This window comes from Muriicola marianensis, assembly GCF_014638095.1.
GTDB classification, from domain to species: Bacteria; Bacteroidota; Bacteroidia; order Flavobacteriales; family Flavobacteriaceae; genus Muriicola; species Muriicola marianensis.
This window is the reverse complement of record NZ_BMFH01000001.1, coordinates 787911-806120: the sequence shown is the minus strand read 5'-3', so window position 1 is coordinate 806120 and position 18210 is coordinate 787911. Positions and strand designations below refer to the sequence as shown.

Genomic DNA, 18210 nt, shown 5'->3' with positions numbered 1-18210 from the left:
ATATAGGGATAAATCCAAAGGCCCGACCGGAATATCCGCCTGCTGTGTTACCTGGGAATAAGCCAATTCCTCTAAGCCACTGAAGGAAAGGGCTGGGGTTCGATCTCCCTGAATTTGACAATGTAGTTGGTCCCTTTTTTAGAAGGATCCCGGGTGATTGTTCCCTTGAGTTGTCTAGCCAGATTGTGGATAAGCTTGAGCCCGAGGGAGCTGCTCGACTTCATGTTCACTGTATCCGAATACCCGGACCCATTGTCACCTATCTCGAGCACATAGCTGTGTTCATCTTCCTGTTCAATGGCGATATGTATCTCTCCTTCGTGGTCGTCCTTGATCCCGTATTTCAGAGAATTGGTGATGGCCTCATTGATAAGCAGTCCAAGGGGGATGGCGGTGTCAATACCCAGTTCTATGTCCGGAATATCGATATTAAGCGATACCTTGTTATTGGCTCCTTTAAGTGATTTTACCAGGTATTCACTCAATTCCCTGACGTAGGTCCTGTATTGTATTTTGGAGAGATCGTCCCTCATGTACAGCATTTCATGGACCATGGCCATGGAGATCACCCGGTTCTGACTGCTTTTCAGTATGCTTCTGGTACGCGCATCGGAGATGCTTCTTCCCTGCAGGCTCAACAGGCTGGAAACTGTCTGCAGATTATTCTTGACCCTGTGGTGCACTTCCTTGAGCAGGGTGTCTTTCTCTTCGCTGCGGGCCTGCATTTCCCTTTTGGACTTATAGAGTTGATGGTGAACGATCATAAGGTCCTTTCCAAAGATGCCGCCCAGGAGATAAACGGTAAACAGAACGCTCAGAAGAGCAAAAATATCACGGGAAATCTCAGGGACCTGGTTGGTAAGATCCAAAGGGAAGAACCTGTTTTGAATGAAAAGGAGTACCACCAGGGTACAAATGATAAAAAGGTAAGTCTTTCCATAGGAGCGGGTGGTGGCATAACCGGCCAGGACCAGGAGGCTGAGAGTAAAGATAAACGGACTCATGATGCCCCCACTGAAGGAGACCACGAGCAAAGTAGATACCAGGCTTGCGATGGAAGCGATATTATAGGTAATGGATAAATTTCTATGAGCTTTGTAGGCAAAGGTATTGGCGAGACTCAGCAAGGCGTAAAAAAGGAAGACGAAGGAAAGGGAGGTTTGTATATCCAACAAAAAATAGCAGAACAGGAAAAAAGCAAGGCAAAGCACCGAAGTGTAATTGGTCGCCTTGATCAGTAATTTCTCTTTGTCCCTGAACCTTTCCTGGTCGATGTAATTTTTTTTCATCAGTCTCGAATTTTCGGATCCCTTATCTATCCTGGTTATTTTACTAAGTCTGCTGTTGTAAAGCTAGGTATGTTTTGGTAGATTTTCAACATTGCCGGCCTCGAAACTTGCCACATGGGATCGATGAAACAAAAAAAGGATAACCTTCAGGCTATCCTATTTATTGATGTCAAAGAGGTTCTTTAGTCTTCCACAAGCACCCACTCCCCTTTATTAATTAGGGGTTCGGCCTGTTTGAATTTGAGGGTTTTGCTCTCCCCAGACATGACATTTTTGATCTTCACCTTGTCATTGCGACCGATCTTTGGTCTTTCCCTGACGATGGTTTCAGTGACCTGGGGTCTGTTGCCCTGGGTTTGTCCTGCGGCCCTGTTCCGGGCTGCCAGTTCATCGCTGTTGGGGATCTCTTCCTTGGTGGTTTTCAGGGATTCACGGGATCTGCGTAAATTCCGGGCTTCCTGTATTTCGTCTGTATCCCCTGAAGGCAGTTCCCCCTTGAACAGGAAGGAGACCACATCCTTGTTGACCTTGTCGATCATAGACTTGAAGAGCTCAAACGCTTCAAACTTGTAGATCAGCAGGGGATCCTTTTGCTCATGCACCGCCAGCTGCACAGACTGTTTTAACTCGTCCATCTTGCGGAGATGGGTTTTCCAGGCCTCGTCTATGATTGCCAGGGTGATATTCTTCTCAAAATCCGTGATAAGTTGTTTCCCGTTGGTCTCATAGGCAGTTTTGAGGTCGGTGACCACATTGAGGGTCTTGATCCCGTCAGTGAAGGGCACAACAATCCGCTCGTATGAATTCGCCTTGTCTTCGTAAACCTTCTTGATCACAGGGAAGGCAACCGATGCGCTCCGCTCCATCTTGTCCTTGTAATGTTCATAGGCAGCGGCGTAGATCTTGTTGCTGATCTCAGGATAACTGAGCTTTGTAAATTCCTGTTCAGAGATCGGGGAGGTGATCGAAAAGTATTTGATCAGTTCGAATTCGAAATTCTTGTAATCGTTGGCTTCCTTGTTCGTCTCCGAGATCACCTCGCAGGTGTCGTAGATCATATTGGCAATATCCACCTTCAGCCTGTCACCTTCGAGGGCGTGCCTTCTCCTTTTGTAGACAACCTCCCTCTGCGCATTCATCACATCGTCATACTCCAAAAGGCGTTTCCGGATTCCGAAGTTGTTCTCTTCCACTTTTTTCTGCGCCCGTTCTATGGATTTGGTCATCATGGAGTGTTGTATCACTTCTCCTTCTTCCAGTCCCATGCGGTCCATCATCTTGGCCACACGATCAGACCCGAACAGTCGCATCAGGTTGTCTTCGAGAGAGACATAGAACTGTGAACTTCCCGGATCACCCTGCCGGCCGGACCTACCCCTTAACTGCCGGTCTACCCGTCTGGAGTCGTGTCTCTCGGTTCCTACGATAGCGAGTCCGCCAGCCTGCTTCACCTCATCAGACAATTTGATGTCCGTACCCCTACCGGCCATGTTGGTCGCAATGGTCACTACTCCGGCCTTTCCGGCTTCGGCGACGATATCTGCTTCCTTTTTATGGAGCTTGGCGTTGAGTACGTTATGGGGGATCTTACGGATATTCAGCATTCGGGAAAGCAGTTCCGAGATCTCTACCGAAGTGGTTCCGATAAGGACCGGCCTGCCCTGCTCAGAGAGCTGCGACACTTCCTCGATGATGGCGTTGTACTTTTCCCGCTTAGTCTTGTAGATCAGGTCATTGCGATCGTCCCGTGCAATGGGTTTGTTGGTCGGGATTTCCACTACGTCCAGCTTGTAGATCTCCCATAGCTCCCCGGCCTCTGTGACCGCTGTACCCGTCATCCCCGCCAGTTTGTTGTACATGCGGAAGTAATTCTGCAGGGTGATGGTGGCGAAGGTCTGGGTCATCGCCTCGATCTTCACATTTTCCTTGGCTTCGATAGCCTGGTGCAATCCGTCTGAATACCGCCGGCCGTCCATGATCCTTCCGGTCTGCTCGTCGACGATCATCACCTTGTTGTCCATGACCACGTATTCCACGTCCTTCTCAAAAAGGGTATAGGCCTTGAGGAGCTGACTCATGGTGTGTATGCGTTCACTTTTTACGGCAAAATCCTTAAAGAGCTCTTCCTTGAGCTTGGCTTCTTCCTCGATCTCCAGGTCTTGACTTTCGATCCTGGCGATTTCGCTGCCGATATCCGGCATCACAAAGAAGTCTTTGGCCTGATCCCCGGAGATATATTCTATACCTCTGTCTGTCAGCTCTATCTGGTTGTTCTTCTCGTCGATCACGAACAGCAATTCTGAGTCGACCACAGGCATTTCCCGGTTGTTGTCCTGCATATAGAAGTTCTCCGTCTTCTGAAGCAGTTGTTTGATCCCTTCCTCACTGAGGTATTTGATCAGGGCCTTGTTCTTGGGCAGTCCCCTGTGTACCCTGAGCAACAGGAGCCCACCTTCTTTTGTGTCCCCTTCCGCGATCTTCTTTTTGGCTTCGGCGAGAACGCCCGTAAGGTGTTTTCGCTGTTTTTCCACAATGTCCACGACCTTGGGCTTGAGCTCGTTGAATTCATGCCGGTCTCCTTCAGGAACCGGTCCTGAGATGATCAAGGGGGTACGGGCATCGTCTATCAATACGGAATCAACCTCATCCACAATGGCGTAGTAATGAGGTCGCTGTACCAGGTCGCCCGGAGTGTGGGCCATGTTGTCCCTGAGGTAATCAAACCCGAACTCATTGTTGGTACCATAGGTGACATCGGCATTGTAAGCAGCCCGCCTTCCATCGGAATTCGGTCGGTGCTTGTCTATACAATCCACTGTAAGGCCGTGAAATTCAAAGATGGGTCCCATCCAGGTGCTGTCCCTTTTGGCCAGGTAGTCGTTGACGGTAACCAGGTGGGTTCCCTTTCCGGGCAGCGCATTGAGGTAAAGTGGGAGGGTGGCCACAAGGGTCTTACCTTCCCCTGTTTGCATCTCCGCCACTTTTCCTTGGTGGAGGGCGATCCCCCCGATAAGCTGAACGTCGTAATGCACCATGTCCCAGGTAACTTCCTTGCCGGCGGCATCCCAGGAATTCTTCCAGATGGCCTTTTCACCTTCCAGGCTCACATAATCCTTAGACCCGGAGAGAATCCTGTCATTTTCCGTGGCAACTACTTCCAGGGTCTCATTCTCCTTAAACCTTCTCGCCGTTTCCTTAACCACGGCAAAGGCTTCGGGAAGCAATTGGTCCAGGGTATCCTGTGTAATCTTGTAGGCCTCTTCCTCCAACTTGTCGATCTCGGCATACAATTCCTCATTCCTGTCGATGTCCGAAGACTCGTTTACTTCGGCCTTCAGTGCTTCGATCTGCTCATTCAGAGAGGCACAGGCCTCAGCAATGATGGATTTAAATTCGGTTGTTTTTGCCCTCAGTTCATCATGGGTCAGACCTTGGCATTTTTCCCACTGGGCGTTGATCTGCTCAACCAAAGGTCGCATCTCCTTGACATCGCGTTTGGATTTATCGCCAACAAAGACTTTTAAGACATTATTTAATAAACTCATGAAATTCTTCTTTTCCACATCCCTGTCTAAGGTGGTGGTATGGGCAGGAATGCAATTTTAATTCGATTTTTTTGCGGTATTCACGAATATTAAACAGTCAAAAGCCGTTCCACTTTTACCTTACAAGGTATTTCAGCTACAAGTCTGTCAAAATTACATAAAAAAAAAGCCTCCGAAGAGACTTTTTATAGCTATTTGATGATTCTGTTAGTATTCATCCTCATTCCAGAGGTAGTCCTCTTCGGTAGGGTAATCAGGCCAGATCTCTTCTATGCTTTCATAGATTTCTCCACCTTCCTCTTCCATGGACTGAAGGTTTTCCACCACTTCCAATGGTGCTCCTGTCCTGATCGCGTAATCGATCAGTTCATCTTTAGTGGCCGGCCAGGGTGCATCGCTGAGATAGGATGCCAGTTCTAAGGTCCAATACATGGTAAAAAGTATTACTTTGAAATTTTTGCAAAAATAATTTTTAAACCCAGACAGTCAAGTTTTTACTGGTTTATTTACACTATTTTTTACAAAATCTCAATTTTGTTAAAGAAATAACGCTCAAAAAGGAAATTTATTAGCCTTTTTTCTCGGGAATCCACTTTACCTCCTCTGTTCCGAGGTCGTAAGTGAACGCACGAGCCAGTACAAACAGGTAGTCGGAAAGCCGGTTTAAGTAGGAAAGAACCTCAGCGTCAAAAGGTTGATTCTCATGTAAAAGGCAGGCCATGCGCTCTGCCCTGCGGCAGACGGTTCTGGCAATATGACAGTATGACACGGCCGGGTGTCCCCCGGGCAGGATAAAATGGGTCATTTGAGGAAGGGATTCTTCCATATGGTCCATTTCCTTTTCGAGGTAAATTACATCCTCCTTACTGATCTTAGGGATGTTCAGCCGCTCTTTTCCGCTTTTCAGGACCGCTTTTTCGGGATCCGTCGCCAGGATGGCCCCAATGGTAAAAAGGTCTTTTTGCACCTTCATCAAGACCTCTTTGTAACGGGGATGAACCTCCTGGTCACGGAGAAGCCCCAGCCATGAATTCAATTCGTCCACGGTCCCGTAGCTCTGGATGCGTATATGGTGTTTCGGGACACGGGTCCCTCCGAAAAGGGCAGTCATACCCTCGTCTCCTGTTCTGGTGTAGATCTTCATAGGTGTTGCTGCAGAGGCCTTATTCCTCTTTCTTTTTGCGCTGATAACCGTCCATAAATTTACGTGACTTTCTTTCCTTAGACCTTCTGCGATTAAAGGTGGAGAGGGCGATGTAAATGACGGCAACCAGACCTAAAACGTAATAGATAGTATTATCCATAGCCCTGAATTGGGGTAAAATTAAGCCATTATATCCTAATCCGGAAATGTTGCTTAGCCTGTTCCTCCCTGAGGAAGAGGATACCTCCGAAGAAATAATCAACAGATACCGTGACCCTGGGATCATCGCAAAGCAATTCCCAAAGGCCGAGGTCTTTCCGGGATTTGTGTATACCCTCTATCAGGATCATGCTGCTGTTGTGGCATAGTGGAAGTATCCTATCCAGAATTGTATCCGAAAGTATTTCCCGGTCTATACATACCAAATCGTATGGGGGACGACCAAAGCTGAGGTTCCCAAACTCCTTTTTCAGGAGTCCCTCCAATTCTTCTTTTTTGCCTTCAACATATACCGACTGATAATTAAAATAGGGAATGCTCTTCAGGGCGATCTTTTCTGTTCTGCTATGAGGTCCTTTAAGCTTTTTATAGAGACATTTCGTGAGGTAGGCAAAGAGAAAAGGGGAATGCACCCCGTGCTGGTTGGTCGACCTGATCAGGAATCTGAGATAGGATCCGATTTGAAATAACCTTCTGCTCATCTACTTTTTTGGACGATTTAGCTTTCTGCCCGTACAGAGATCTCAAACCAGCGTTCGGTTTTCTGGTCTATCTGCTGTTCTGTTTCCTGCAGGGATTTAGACAGGTCGGCGATCTCTTCCGGGGTGATGTCGGGGTTCAGGAAGGCATCCTGCAATTCTTTTTTTCTCGTCTCCAGTTTCTGTATCTCCCGCTCGAGCTGTTTGTACTCCTTTTGTTCGGCGTAGGAGAGGTTACTCCTTTTACCTTCCTCCCGCCAGGGAGATCCGGTAGTTTGGCCCTTTTCGGCATCCGAGGCTTTCTCCGCCTTTTTAGAAGCGTCCAAACTGTCTTCATAGGCCCTGAAATCTGAATAATTCCCCGGGAAATCGTCTATTACGCCCTCACCCCTGAAGACAAAGAGGTGGTCTACGATCTTATCCATAAAATACCGGTCGTGTGATACTACCACCAGGCAACCCGGATAATCGAGAAGGAAAGATTCCAGGACATTGAGGGTAACCACATCCAGGTCGTTCGTCGGCTCATCCAGGATCAGGAAATTGGGATTTTGTATCAGTACGGTACAGAGATATAGACGTTTTTTCTCTCCCCCACTGAGTTTCTCCACGAAGTCGTACTGCTTTTTCCTGTCGAAAAGAAACCGTTCCAGGAGTTGCTGGGCAGAGAGTTGCCTGCCTTTTTTCAGGGGAATGTACTCGGCGATCTCCCGGATCACTTCGATCACTTTCTGCCCTTCCTTCACCGGTATCCCTTCCTGGGTGTAATAGCCAAACTTTACGGTCTCACCGGTAATGATCTTTCCCCCGTCAGGAAGAGCATTTCCTGTCAGCAGGTTGAGGAAGGTGGTCTTCCCTGTCCCATTCTTCCCAATGATCCCCAGACGTTCCCCTTTTACAAAGGAATAGTTGAATTTATTCAGGATGGGCGTATCGGGAAACGACTTGACCACGTTGTGGAATTCCAGGATCTTGCTGCCGAGGCGTTCCATGTTGATCTCCAGCTGAACCTCGTGGTCCTTCCTCCTCTGCAGGGCCTTGCTCTTGATCTCGTGGAAATCGTCGATGCGCGACTTGGATTTGGTCGTTCGTGCCTTGGGCTGCCGCCGCATCCAGTCGAGCTCCTTCTTATAGAGTTGTTTCGATTTGTGCAGTTCAACCACATCGCGCATTTCCCTGGCTTCTTTTTTCTCCAGGAAATAACTGTAATTACCCTTATAGGAATAGAGTTTACCCCCGTCCAATTCCAGGATCTCGTCACATACTCTTTCCAGGAAGTACCGGTCGTGTGTCACCATAAACAGGGTGATACTTTCCCTGGCAAAATAATTTTCCAGCCATTCGATCATCTCCAGATCCAGGTGGTTGGTGGGCTCATCCAGGATGAGGAGATCCGGTTTGTTCAACAGGGCATGTGCCAGGGCGAGTCTCTTCTTCTGTCCTCCGGAAAGAGTCCCGACCCGGGCCTGGAGGTCGGTGAGTTGCAATCTGAACAGGATCTGTTTGTACTGGGTCTCGAAATCCCAGGCGCTATTGCGTTCCATGGCCTCGAAAGCCTTTTGATACCGCTTCTGGTCCCCGGGATTATCAAGGGCCTTCTCGTAATCCCTGATGACTTTGAGGATCTCATTGTCTGAACGGAACACGGTTTCTTCAAGGGTCAGATCCTCCTGGAGATCCGGATCCTGCTCCAGATAGGAGATTCGCAGTCCTTTTCGCGTGTTGACCATGCCGGTGTCCGGCTGATCCTTCCCTGCCAGAATATTCAGGATGGAAGTTTTACCCGTCCCATTCTGTGCGATCAGGGCGATCTTCTGTCCGGCATTGATACCAAAAGAAAGTCCGGAAAACAGGATGCGTTCCCCGAATCCTTTGGAGATTTCCTCTACAGAGACCAGATTCATGGCGTTGATGGTTCAATTTTCCTGGCGTGGTAGAGAAGAAACCCAAACCTTAAGCCCAGGACCATGAGAAGGACGGCAACCAAAGGAGAGAAGACCTGTATGCCCAGAGCCCATACCGGGACTATAATCAGCAGGAGGATGAGCAAGAAGGTCAGATAAAGGGGCAGCCAATTTGGCAATGCTTTGTATCTGATCAGGAAATAGGCAGGTATCAGGTTCAGAGGAAAGGCCCATAATATATTGAGGTTCTGGGCCGTAGCGGTGTGGTCAGTAAAGAACCAGAGAAAGACCATCAGGCATCCGGCGAGTCCTGTCAAGAGGAATAGGATGACATCCAAAACCCGGCTTCTCACTTTATTCCGGAAGTCTATGTATGTTATGGTCGCTGTAAAGAGAAAAAGCAACCCCAGCCAGAACAGGGGGGATGCCGTAAAATAATTTCCTCCGAGTGGAAGATTGTAGTCCAGGATGGTCCTTTCGCGCAGTACGATGGGTTGATCCGCAATCTGGGTGTGTTCGAGTTGAAAAAAGACGTATTCCGGGAGAAACATATATTGCTGGTAATTAGCCTGCCGGTCTATCACAGCACCCAGGGCGAGGTCTATCCCGAAACTCGACCAGGAATTCGAGATCAGATTCTCCTGAATGAGGTCTCTGAAAGTCTTGGGGTTGTCCTGCAGATAGTTAGTGAAGACGATATCCTCTCCGAGGACCCGTTTGAGTACTTCAGGGATTTTAGTGGAACAGTTCTCCAGCAGAAAATCGTATTTGTAATCCCTGTTCTGAGGTTTGTAATTATTCTCAAGAAAGGCAAATACCTCGTTTTGCTCCCCGGGGGAAATATTCAGTATTTGCTCCTTCACCCAGCGGTTTTCCAGTTCATAGGCGTACAGGAAATTTTCGAATCGCTGTTTGCTCAGGGAGTACAGTAGTTTCCCCCGGGCAAATTTGCCGTAAAAATTAGGGGTGTTGAAGTTGAAAGTGCCGTAGTTGTATATCCAGTCAATACCTTTCTCTCTGTCCTGTACCCTGAATGCACTGTGTCCGAAGGAGGAGTATAGCTCAGCTCCCGGGCCGCAGGTGATCACGCTGATAACGGCTTTGTCAGACAGGGGATCCGCCTGAGGTCTCAGGGGAATTACAAAGAGGAAGGTGAGGAGAAAAAAAAGCTGCTTTAAGGTCATCTGGCATGATCTGCTTTAGGCTGAAGCCGGCTACCCCGCAAATATCTGAATAAAAAATATGAGAAAACAGCTAACGTAAAAATTATGCTATTTTAGCAGGAAAGAAGCCCGGATTGAAAAAAAACATCCCCAATTTACTGACCTTGATGAATGTACTGGCCGGATCACTGGCGGTCGTCTTTGCCCTTGACAACCAATGGGGTACTATGGCTCTGCTGGTTCTTGGGGGATTGATCTTCGACTTTCTGGACGGGCTCAGCGCAAGGGCTCTCAAGGTGCAGAGCAAGCTGGGTTTGCAGCTGGACTCCCTGGCCGATATGGTTACTTTCGGCCTTGTGCCGGGGATCGTGATGTACCAGCTCTTCACCATGAGTCTTGGCGGTCATCAGGGTATGGAAGCAGGTAGCGGGAAAGATGTGTTTCAGCTTTTTGCTTTACTTCCTTATGCAGGATTTGCGGTCACCCTGGCCTCTGCTGTCAGGCTCGCGCGGTTCAATATCGATGAGAGACAGGCTACGTCCTTTATCGGCCTGCCGACCCCTGCAAATGCATTGCTGGTGGTATCTCTGCCCATGATCCTCCTGTACAATGGGAATGATGCCCTTAACAACATCATCCTCAATCCGTGGTTCCTGATCATCCACACAGTCCTGAGCTGTTATCTCCTCAATGCTCCCATCGCCCTGTTCTCCCTGAAATTCAAGAATTGGGGATTCAAGGATAATTCCCTCAGGTATATTTTCCTTTTTATCAGCCTGTTTTGTATTGGTACGATGAAATTCCTGAGTGTTCCGGTGATAATCCTGATCTACCTCCTGATGTCCCTCTTTTTTTTCAGGCCGGTTGAGCAGGCCTGATCTAAATGATCCTGCCTTAAAATGCTGGGAAAGCTCCTAGTACTGGAGTTTCTTTTTGCGGAGTTCGAAGTTCTGCCCCAGGTAGACTTTCCTGACCATTTCGTCTTCAGCCAGTACCTCCGGTACACCGGATTTAAGGATACCCCCTTCAAACATCAGGTAAGAACGTTCCGTGATGGCCAGGGTCTCCTGCACGTTGTGGTCGGTGATGAGAATACCGATATTCTTGTCCTTCAGCTGGGCGACGATCCGCTGGATATCCTCAACGGCAATAGGGTCGACCCCGGCGAAGGGTTCATCCAGAAGGATAAATTTGGGATCTGTGGCAAGCGCCCTTGCGATCTCGGTCCGCCTGCGTTCCCCACCCGATAGAAGGTCACCACGGTTTTTTCGGATATGTCCCAGGCCGAATTCCTCGATGAGCTGCTCCATCTTCATGTGTTGTTCCTTTTTGCTGAGCTTGGTCAGCTGGAGCACGCTGAGGATGTTCTTTTCTATGCTGAGTTTCCTGAAGACGGACGCTTCCTGCGCCAGGTATCCGATCCCGTTCTGGGCTCTTTTGTACATGGGGAATTTGGTGATCTCGGTATCGTCCAGGAAGATCCTTCCTCCGTTGGGTTTGATCAGGCCGACGATCATGTAGAAACAGGTTGTTTTACCCGCTCCGTTAGGACCCAGCAACCCCACGATCTCCCCCTGGTTCACCTCCAGGGAGATCCCTTTCACGACCTTTCGGCCGCGGTAGGCTTTCATGATATTTTCGGCTCTGAGTTTCATTAAGGTCCAAAACTAAGGTATTAAACAGGGAGGGGGAAAGGAATTACGTTTTTTTTAACCTTCCTGTTCTTCAAGCGCTTCCCAGAATTCGTAGGCTCTCCTCAGGTGGGGAACCACGATCGTCCCTCCGACCAGGGTGGCGATCCCCAGGGTCTCCATAACCTCTTCTGTCCGGGCACCGGCCTTTCGGGCGCTCTCCAGATGGTATTTAACACAGTCGTCACAACGGAGTACCGCAGAAGCCACCAGTCCCAGAAGTTCCTTGGTCTTCACGTCAAGGGCACCTTCGGCATAGGCATTGGTGTCCAGGTTATAGATCCGCTTGATGAGCTTGTTGTTCGCCCCCAGCAGTTTCTCATTCATCCTGGAGCGGTACGCATTGAATTCCTCAACTTGATTTGGCATATTTCTTGGCTTTTTTGGCCTCCCGTTTCAACACGTAGGCCGAGATATAGATACTCACCTGGTACAGGATAAGTACGGGAATGGCAACAATAATCTGACTGGCCACATCGGGTGGGGTAATGACAGCCGAAATGATGAGCACGATCACCAGGGCTATCTTTCTGTATTTTTTCAGGATCTCGGGCGTGACGAGACCCACTTTGGTCAGGAAGTAAATGATGATGGGCAGTTCGAAGATGAGTCCGCATGCGATCACAGCCGCCCGAACAGTCGAGATATACGAACTCAGGTCGATGTCATTATACACCTCCGGGCTGACTGTATAGCCCCCCAGGAAGTTGATAGAGAGCGGTGCTACTACGTAATATCCGAACAACACTCCCATAAAAAACAAAAGGGAAGCCACGAGGATAAAACCTCTTGAGCTCTTTCTTTCATTTTCATAAAGTCCCGGGCTGATAAATCGCCACATTTCATAGAGCACATAGGGAAAGGCAACGATAAAACCCGCCCAGATTGAGGTCCAGATATGGGCCGAGAACTGTCCTGCCATCACCCGGCTCTGTATCCGGAAGAGGGGTTCGTTACTGCAAAACGCCTCGCTGAAGCCCAGCATCTTAGAAAGCTTGCAAAAAACTCCATAGGTGGGAAAATCGGGTTTTTTGGGGCCGAATATCACCGTGTCGAAGATGAAATCCTTCATCAGAAAGGCGACAAAACCAACAATGACCACAGCCATCGTGGATCGGATCAGGTGCCATCTCAGTTCCTCCAGGTGATCGAGGAACGACATTTCATTTGGGTCCTTCTTCTTCCTGGCCATTATAGGATACCTTCGTTAATGAGGTTGTGAAGGTGGACCACCCCCAGGTACTTTCCGTCCTTTTCCACCAGTAATTGAGATATTTCATTAGACTGCATCTCGTTGAGGGCCTTGACAGCCAGCACGTCGGGCTCTATGGTCTTGGGGTGTGTGCTCATGATATCCTGAGCTGTAAGACCATTGATATTTTCGTATTTATTGAGCATCCGGCGTATATCCCCGTCCGTGACCACGCCTACGAGTTTACCTTCCCTGAGCACAGCGGCCACTCCCAGCATCTTTTCAGAGATTTCAACGATAACCTCTTTTACCGGGGAATGGGCATCCACACGGGGGACCATATTCTGGGAGGAGATGTCTGAGACTCTCAGATATAATTTTTTTCCCAGGGTGCCTCCTGGGTGAAACTTGGCAAAATCCCGGGGGCTGAAACCCCTGAGTTCAAGCAGGCAAATAGCCAGGGCATCTCCCATGACCAGCTGGGCTGTTGTACTGGTGGTAGGCGCCAAATTGTTCGGGCAGGCTTCTTTTTCGACATAGGTGTTCAATACGTAGTCTGCCTGTTCTGCCAGATAGGATTCGGGATTGCCTGTGATGGCGATCAGTTTATTTCCTCCCGACCTGATCAGGGGAACCAGCAATTTGATTTCGGGGGTATTCCCGCTTTTCGAGATGCATATCACCACATCCTTCTGTTGAATCGTTCCCAGGTCGCCGTGAATGGCATCCGCGGCATGCATGAAGATAGCCGGGGTTCCGGTGGAGTTCAGCGTAGCGACGATCTTGGAGGCGATAATCGCACTTTTCCCAACCCCGGTGATGACCACCCGACCTTCTGCCTCGTAGATACAGTCTACTGCATCCGCGAATTGATGGTCGATCTGTGAGACCAGGTTCTGTATGGCATTACCTTCCGTTTCTATGGTTTTTTTTGCCAGTTCCAATATGGCTTTATGCTTGCTCAAGACAGGGCTATGATTTGGTGATTCGGAATGTAGATTTTATCGCAAAGGGCAATATCAATCTAAAAGAATGTATTATATTTAAGAAAACAAAATTACGCAAACTTATTAATAGGGTATTCTAATACTTCGAGAAAATACTGCTGCGACCCCGAACAACCTTGTCGTTGAATAAAGCTTATTGTAGAGCAGATGAATTTTGTGCATGTGGGATTAAGTAAAGAATTAGGGAATGGTATTGAATGATTTGGAACTGCAGACCTCTCTGAAAAAATATTTTGGATTTTCTTCCTTTAAAGGACTTCAGGAACAAGTGATCAAAAATGTGATCGAAGGCAACAACACCTTTGTGATCATGCCTACCGGAGGGGGTAAATCGCTTTGTTACCAATTACCGGCCCTGCTCAAGGAAGGCACCGCCATCGTGGTTTCCCCCCTGATCGCCCTCATGAAGAACCAGGTAGACGCCCTGCGCGGTATATCCACCAATGAGGACGGGGTGGCCCATGTACTGAATTCATCCCTGAATAAATCAGAGGTGAAGCAGGTAAAACAGGATATCGTGGATGGTGTTACTAAATTATTGTACGTCGCCCCGGAATCCCTCACCAAAGAAGAGTATATAAAATTCCTGCAGTCCGTAAAGATATCTTTCGTGGCCATTGATGAAGCCCACTGTATCTCGGAATGGGGACACGATTTTCGCCCGGAGTACCGCAACTTAAGGCCAATAATCGACCGGCTGGGAGAGAAAATCCCTATCATCGGTCTAACAGCGACGGCCACCCCCAAGGTGCAGGAAGATATCGTCAAAAACCTCGGTATCCAGGATGCAGCACTGTTTAAAGCTTCCTTTAACCGGCCCAATCTGTTCTACGAGGTCAGACCCAAGACCAAGAACGTGGAAGCAGATATCATCCGTTTCGTCAAAAAGAATCCCGGAAAATCAGGTATCATCTATTGCCTCAGCCGAAAAAAGGTGGAAGAGCTCGCCCAGATGCTCCAGGTGAATGGCGTCAGTGCCGTTCCGTATCATGCCGGCTTTGACAGTAAGACCCGTTCCAAGTATCAGGATATGTTCCTGATGGAGGACGTGGACGTGGTGGTGGCTACCATCGCCTTCGGGATGGGTATAGACAAACCCGATGTGCGATATGTGATCCATCACGATATCCCCAAGAGTATAGAAAGCTATTACCAGGAAACCGGGAGGGCCGGTCGAGACGGGGGAGAAGGACACTGCCTGGCTTTTTACTCCTACAAGGATGTGGAAAAACTGGAAAAGTTCATGTCCGGTAAACCCGTGGCTGAGCAGGAAATAGGTAATGCCCTGTTGCAGGAGATCGTCGCCTACGCCGAGACCTCCATCTCCAGGAGGAAATTCATCCTTCACTATTTCGGAGAGGAATTTGACGAGGTGAACGGGGAGGGAGCCGATATGGATGACAATGCCAGGAACCCCAAGGAGAAGGAAGAAGCCCGGGACAGCCTGGTGAAGTTGTTGAAGGTGATCCAGGGGACTAATGAAAAGTTCAGGTCAAAGGAGATCGTAAAGACCCTTATCGGTTCTACCAACGCCCTGATAGCCTCTCACAAAATAGACGGAAAGGATTTTTTCGGATGTGGAAGCGAACATCCCAAGGAATACTGGATGGCGCTGATCAGGCAGGCCCTGGTCGCCGGATACCTCAGGAAGGAGATCGAGCAATACGGCATCCTGCATGTTACGGAGGAAGGAGAAGCGTTCTTAAAAGCGCCCTCTTCCTTTATGATGACCAAGGACCATGTTTACAATGAGGAGACCGATAACGCCATCGTCGGTGCCACAAAGAAAGCAGGAGGGGTGGCAGACGAGCGATTGCTGAAATTACTGAAGGATCTGAGGAAAAATGAAGCCAAAAAACTGGACGTGCCACCTTTCGTGGTATTCCAGGACCCTTCCCTAGAGGATATGGCGTTGAAGTATCCTGTCAGCATTGAGGAGATGATTAATATCCACGGGGTGGGAGAAGGCAAGGCGCGGAAGTTCGGTCAGCCATTTCTTCGACTGATCGCAGATTATGTGGAGGAACACGATATTGTACGCCCCGATGACCTGGTAGTGAAGAGTACGGGTGCGAATTCCGGGCTCAAACTTTATATCATCCAGAATATTGACAGGAAACTACCTCTCGATGATATCGCGGCTGCCAAAGGAATCGAACTCCCCGAACTCGTCAAAGAGATGGAACAGATCGTCTTCAGCGGGACCAAACTCAATATCGATTACTGGATCGATGAGATCCTCGATGAGGACCAGCAGGAAGAGATACACGAATACTTCCTCGATGCGGAGACAGATAACATAGAGGTAGCCATGAAAGAGTTCAACGGGGACTACGAAGACGAGGAACTCCGGCTGTACCGCCTTAAATTTATGAGTGAGGTAGCCAATTAAAGCTTAACAAAAACCCCGGATGTCCGGGGTTTTCTTTTAAAAGTTATCGAATTCACCAGCCGAGATCAGGGCGATGATGGCCCCGAAATACAGGATGATAAAGACGATATACAGGAGGGCAAGTGCCAGTCCGACATAAGACAAAACCCGCCCTGTCTTTACATTTTCATATCCGGTGTACATCCCGGGATTTTCTTTATAAATACGTTCCGCCTTACTGGCACTGTTCAGGCCGAGGATGGTAAAGATGATCCCGAAAGGCCCGCAGCAAAGCAGGGTGAGTACTACGGAAAGTATCCCCATCGTCAGTGCGTTGCTGGCTCCGGGCAGTGATTGTTGATTCATGATCTGTTATTAGTTGGTTATTCTTCTATACCGAATTGCTCCATCATCTCCTGCGATCTTCTCATGGCTTCTTCCCAGCCTCCCATGGCCTGAATCTGGTAGATGGTCCAGAACAGGTACAAGACCCCGAGGACAAGCCCTATGATGACCAGGATCTTAGCCGTCCTGAGCTGACCCTGATTAGAATAGCCCTCCGGGTTTTCCATGAGTGTCTTCTCGTCTTTTTTTACGAGATACAACCCAATCCCCGACATGATGATAGCCGGAATCCCATAGATACAGCAACACAGATAAGACAGGATAGCGAGGACAATAGCGATGGTTACGTTAGGTAGTTTTTGTTGTTCCATAAAAAGTTTTGGTTAGAGGAGTTTATAAACAAAATTAGCCAGGATCATTGCCACACTTGAGATCATAAGCACGATGCTGACGGTATTGGCGTATTTAATTTTGTAAAACTGATCGAGCAGGAGAAAGGCAAATAAACCAAGGATAGGATAGATGGCAGGGTACATTTTGAACGCTGCCAGGAATTCACCCTGAAATAAAAGCCACACAGATCTTTGAATACCACATCCGGGGCAATCCATCCCGAGCAATTGTTTGCTCAGACAAGGTAGCATGAGATCTTTGGCTGCAAATAGGAATGGGATGAGATTCACTGGTCTTGTTTATCATTCTCCAACCGAAAAATACTATTATTTTTAGGGAATGAAAATAAAACCCGGCATTATTTTCTGGCATATATGGGAGAACTAAAAATAGGTGACAGGGTACAGGTACTCGATGATTCCATTGAGGGGATCGTCATGCGAATCGGTAAGGATGTGATCAGGATCAGGACGGATGAGGATTTCGAACTGGAATTTACTCCTCAGGAAATCATTCTGGTAGAAGGACAGCAGAGCATCCGGGTGAGCTCCGATGAGGTGAACGCCTCCCGTCTGGAGAAGGAAGTAAGCCGGAAACCGGGTGTCAGGGTTTCCAAGAAAAAGGAACGTGATGTCCCAGCCATGGAGGTAGACCTGCACATCCATCAGTTGGTGCCTGATACCAGGGGGATGAGCAATTTCGACATGCTCAATATACAGATAGACACGGCAAAAAGACAACTGGAATTTGCCCTGAGGAAGAATATCCGGAAAGTAGTTTTTATTCACGGAGTAGGGGCAGGGGTATTAAAAGAAGAGCTCGGCTTTCTGCTGCGCCGTTATCCACAGATCAACTATTACGATGCCGATTATCAGAAGTACGGCCTGGGGGCCACCGAAGCCTATATCCTGCAGAATCCCAGGGAGAATTGATTACTGTTTTGTTGACACTGTGCCGAAATCGTCAATGCTCGTGTCCGTGATTCTCTCGCCCTGAGCATTGATCAGGGTGATATTCCTAAGCTGTATGGTATGGTCGAACTGGAGCGTATCCAAGGCATTTCTCACCGTGCTCACCAGGACCTCCCCGCTAACCGCCTCTATTTCTTCCTCTACCGTAGGTTCTGCAGGTGGAATGGCATCACAGAAGTAATTCTTGGTAACCGTCCCGCTGAAAATTCTGTACACCAGGGTACTCTGCCCGGGAATAGTACTAATGATCGTATCCTGTGATTCTTCGTTGGCCAGGATCCCATCCTGCAAGTCCAGGATCAGGCTTTCATCTCCATCGATTTTGAAAAAGACGGTGGTCCCTGTGGTCACTGTGGTTTCACAGGTCTGAAGGGAGATGTCATCAAAGTCGATGGAAGCGATCTCGAGATCACCGTCATTACAAGCCCACAGGAAAAGGGACAGGAGCAGGATTACCTTGTTCTTCATGGCTCAAAAGTAAAACAAATTGAGAGGAA

At 48.5% G+C, this 18210-nt stretch carries 19 protein-coding genes; 3 read left to right on the top strand and 16 right to left on the bottom strand.

What is annotated here, in order from left to right; genetic code table 11:
* Nucleotides 1-71 precede the first annotated feature (71 nt).
* The 8 genes from IEV19_RS03680 to IEV19_RS03645 all read right to left on the bottom strand — a co-directional run bounded on the left by IEV19_RS03680 (nt 72) and on the right by IEV19_RS03645 (nt 9764).
* Nucleotides 72-1289 carry a sensor histidine kinase gene (locus IEV19_RS03680; protein ID WP_188369342.1) on the bottom strand — a complete coding sequence of 406 codons (1218 nt, stop codon included), beginning with the start codon at nt 1287-1289 and terminating at the stop codon, nt 72-74.
* Between the two features lie 182 nt (nt 1290-1471).
* A complete protein-coding gene (secA, locus tag IEV19_RS03675) occupies nt 1472-4834 on the bottom strand; it encodes a preprotein translocase subunit SecA (protein WP_188369341.1) in 3363 nt (1120 codons plus the stop codon).
* Nucleotides 4835-5041: 207 nt separating this feature from the next.
* The gene (locus IEV19_RS03670) at nt 5042-5266 is read right to left on the bottom strand and encodes a DUF2795 domain-containing protein (protein ID WP_013551418.1); all 225 of its coding nucleotides are present in this window, start codon (nt 5264-5266) and stop codon (nt 5042-5044) included.
* Nucleotides 5267-5402: 136 nt separating this feature from the next.
* Nucleotides 5403-5978: a cob(I)yrinic acid a,c-diamide adenosyltransferase gene (locus tag IEV19_RS03665; RefSeq protein ID WP_188369340.1), complete on the bottom strand. Its 576-nt coding sequence runs from the start codon at nt 5976-5978 to the stop codon at nt 5403-5405.
* A gap of 19 nt (nt 5979-5997) precedes the next feature.
* Nucleotides 5998-6138, bottom strand: coding sequence for a hypothetical protein (locus IEV19_RS03660; RefSeq protein ID WP_188369339.1), 141 nt, complete (start codon nt 6136-6138; stop codon nt 5998-6000).
* A gap of 28 nt (nt 6139-6166) precedes the next feature.
* A complete protein-coding gene (locus IEV19_RS03655; protein WP_188369338.1) occupies nt 6167-6679 on the bottom strand; it encodes a hypothetical protein in 513 nt (170 codons plus the stop codon).
* 17 nt (nt 6680-6696) lie between these two features.
* Nucleotides 6697-8580: an ABC-F family ATP-binding cassette domain-containing protein gene (locus IEV19_RS03650; RefSeq protein WP_188369337.1), complete on the bottom strand. Its 1884-nt coding sequence runs from the start codon at nt 8578-8580 to the stop codon at nt 6697-6699.
* Nucleotides 8577-9764 carry a lipoprotein N-acyltransferase Lnb domain-containing protein gene (locus tag IEV19_RS03645; protein WP_188369336.1) on the bottom strand — a complete coding sequence of 396 codons (1188 nt, stop codon included), beginning with the start codon at nt 9762-9764 and terminating at the stop codon, nt 8577-8579. Before IEV19_RS03645 ends, IEV19_RS03650 begins: the two co-directional genes overlap by 4 nt.
* 113 nt (nt 9765-9877) lie before the next feature.
* Between IEV19_RS03645 and IEV19_RS03640 the strand changes: the two genes are divergently transcribed.
* Entirely contained in the window at nt 9878-10621 is a 744-nt protein-coding gene (locus IEV19_RS03640; protein ID WP_188369335.1) for a CDP-alcohol phosphatidyltransferase family protein, read from the top strand.
* A gap of 36 nt (nt 10622-10657) precedes the next feature.
* On the opposite strand, the gene lptB is transcribed toward IEV19_RS03640, so the two are convergent.
* The 4 genes from lptB to IEV19_RS03620 are packed head-to-tail and all read right to left on the bottom strand — an operon-like array spanning nt 10658 to nt 13591.
* A complete protein-coding gene (gene lptB, locus IEV19_RS03635; RefSeq protein WP_188369334.1) occupies nt 10658-11398 on the bottom strand; it encodes an LPS export ABC transporter ATP-binding protein in 741 nt (246 codons plus the stop codon).
* Nucleotides 11399-11452: 54 nt separating this feature from the next.
* Nucleotides 11453-11803 (bottom strand): carboxymuconolactone decarboxylase family protein, encoded by a 351-nt coding sequence (locus IEV19_RS03630; RefSeq protein WP_188369333.1) that lies wholly within the window; start codon nt 11801-11803, stop codon nt 11453-11455.
* A complete protein-coding gene (tatC, locus tag IEV19_RS03625) occupies nt 11787-12626 on the bottom strand; it encodes a twin-arginine translocase subunit TatC (RefSeq protein WP_188369332.1) in 840 nt (279 codons plus the stop codon). Before tatC ends, IEV19_RS03630 begins: the two co-directional genes overlap by 17 nt.
* Nucleotides 12626-13591, bottom strand: a complete 966-nt coding sequence (locus tag IEV19_RS03620) for a KpsF/GutQ family sugar-phosphate isomerase (protein ID WP_188369331.1) — start codon at nt 13589-13591, stop codon at nt 12626-12628. Before IEV19_RS03620 ends, tatC begins: the two co-directional genes overlap by 1 nt.
* 229 nt (nt 13592-13820) lie before the next feature.
* On the opposite strand from IEV19_RS03620, the gene IEV19_RS03615 reads away from it, so the two are divergent.
* Nucleotides 13821-16025: a RecQ family ATP-dependent DNA helicase gene (locus IEV19_RS03615; protein WP_188369330.1), complete on the top strand. Its 2205-nt coding sequence runs from the start codon at nt 13821-13823 to the stop codon at nt 16023-16025.
* Nucleotides 16026-16061: 36 nt separating this feature from the next.
* Here the strand turns inward: IEV19_RS03615 and IEV19_RS03610 are convergent, their stop codons facing one another.
* From IEV19_RS03610 to IEV19_RS03600, 3 genes are read right to left on the bottom strand one after another with little or no spacing between them, the layout of a single operon-like run.
* Complete coding sequence (locus tag IEV19_RS03610) at nt 16062-16370, bottom strand: CCC motif membrane protein (protein WP_188369329.1); 309 nt, start codon at nt 16368-16370, stop codon at nt 16062-16064.
* 17 nt (nt 16371-16387) lie between these two features.
* On the bottom strand, nt 16388-16720 hold the full coding sequence (locus IEV19_RS03605) for a CCC motif membrane protein (RefSeq protein WP_188369328.1): 333 nt from the start codon (nt 16718-16720) through the stop codon (nt 16388-16390).
* Nucleotides 16721-16732: 12 nt separating this feature from the next.
* A complete protein-coding gene (locus tag IEV19_RS03600) occupies nt 16733-17032 on the bottom strand; it encodes a DUF2752 domain-containing protein (RefSeq protein WP_229732468.1) in 300 nt (99 codons plus the stop codon).
* A gap of 84 nt (nt 17033-17116) precedes the next feature.
* On the opposite strand from IEV19_RS03600, the gene IEV19_RS03595 reads away from it, so the two are divergent.
* Nucleotides 17117-17674, top strand: a complete 558-nt coding sequence (locus IEV19_RS03595; protein ID WP_188369327.1) for a DUF8465 domain-containing protein — start codon at nt 17117-17119, stop codon at nt 17672-17674.
* Here the strand turns inward: IEV19_RS03595 and IEV19_RS03590 are convergent, their stop codons facing one another.
* Nucleotides 17675-18181 (bottom strand): hypothetical protein, encoded by a 507-nt coding sequence (locus IEV19_RS03590; protein ID WP_188369326.1) that lies wholly within the window; start codon nt 18179-18181, stop codon nt 17675-17677.
* Nucleotides 18182-18210: the final 29 nt, after the last annotated feature.

What these genes read in the sequence shown, in the direction of transcription:
- lptB (WP_188369334.1), bottom strand. Translation starts at nt 11,398, where the DNA reads ATGAAACTCAGAGCCGAAAATATCATGAAAGCCTACCGCGGCCGAAAG.
- IEV19_RS03605 (WP_188369328.1), bottom strand. Translation starts at nt 16,720, where the DNA reads ATGGAACAACAAAAACTACCTAACGTAACCATCGCTATTGTCCTCGCT.
- IEV19_RS03665 (WP_188369340.1), bottom strand. Translation starts at nt 5,978, where the DNA reads ATGAAGATCTACACCAGAACAGGAGACGAGGGTATGACTGCCCTTTTC.
- IEV19_RS03615 (WP_188369330.1), top strand. Translation starts at nt 13,821, where the DNA reads ATGGTATTGAATGATTTGGAACTGCAGACCTCTCTGAAAAAATATTTT.
- IEV19_RS03655 (WP_188369338.1), bottom strand. Translation starts at nt 6,679, where the DNA reads ATGAGCAGAAGGTTATTTCAAATCGGATCCTATCTCAGATTCCTGATC.
- IEV19_RS03595 (WP_188369327.1), top strand. Translation starts at nt 17,117, where the DNA reads ATGGGAGAACTAAAAATAGGTGACAGGGTACAGGTACTCGATGATTCC.
- IEV19_RS03670 (WP_013551418.1), bottom strand. Translation starts at nt 5,266, where the DNA reads ATGTATTGGACCTTAGAACTGGCATCCTATCTCAGCGATGCACCCTGG.
- secA (WP_188369341.1), bottom strand. Translation starts at nt 4,834, where the DNA reads ATGAGTTTATTAAATAATGTCTTAAAAGTCTTTGTTGGCGATAAATCC.
- IEV19_RS03680 (WP_188369342.1), bottom strand. Translation starts at nt 1,289, where the DNA reads ATGAAAAAAAATTACATCGACCAGGAAAGGTTCAGGGACAAAGAGAAA.
- IEV19_RS03630 (WP_188369333.1), bottom strand. Translation starts at nt 11,803, where the DNA reads ATGCCAAATCAAGTTGAGGAATTCAATGCGTACCGCTCCAGGATGAAT.
- IEV19_RS03610 (WP_188369329.1), bottom strand. Translation starts at nt 16,370, where the DNA reads ATGAATCAACAATCACTGCCCGGAGCCAGCAACGCACTGACGATGGGG.
- IEV19_RS03645 (WP_188369336.1), bottom strand. Translation starts at nt 9,764, where the DNA reads ATGACCTTAAAGCAGCTTTTTTTTCTCCTCACCTTCCTCTTTGTAATT.
- tatC (WP_188369332.1), bottom strand. Translation starts at nt 12,626, where the DNA reads ATGGCCAGGAAGAAGAAGGACCCAAATGAAATGTCGTTCCTCGATCAC.
- IEV19_RS03650 (WP_188369337.1), bottom strand. Translation starts at nt 8,580, where the DNA reads ATGAATCTGGTCTCTGTAGAGGAAATCTCCAAAGGATTCGGGGAACGC.
- IEV19_RS03590 (WP_188369326.1), bottom strand. Translation starts at nt 18,181, where the DNA reads ATGAAGAACAAGGTAATCCTGCTCCTGTCCCTTTTCCTGTGGGCTTGT.
- IEV19_RS03660 (WP_188369339.1), bottom strand. Translation starts at nt 6,138, where the DNA reads ATGGATAATACTATCTATTACGTTTTAGGTCTGGTTGCCGTCATTTAC.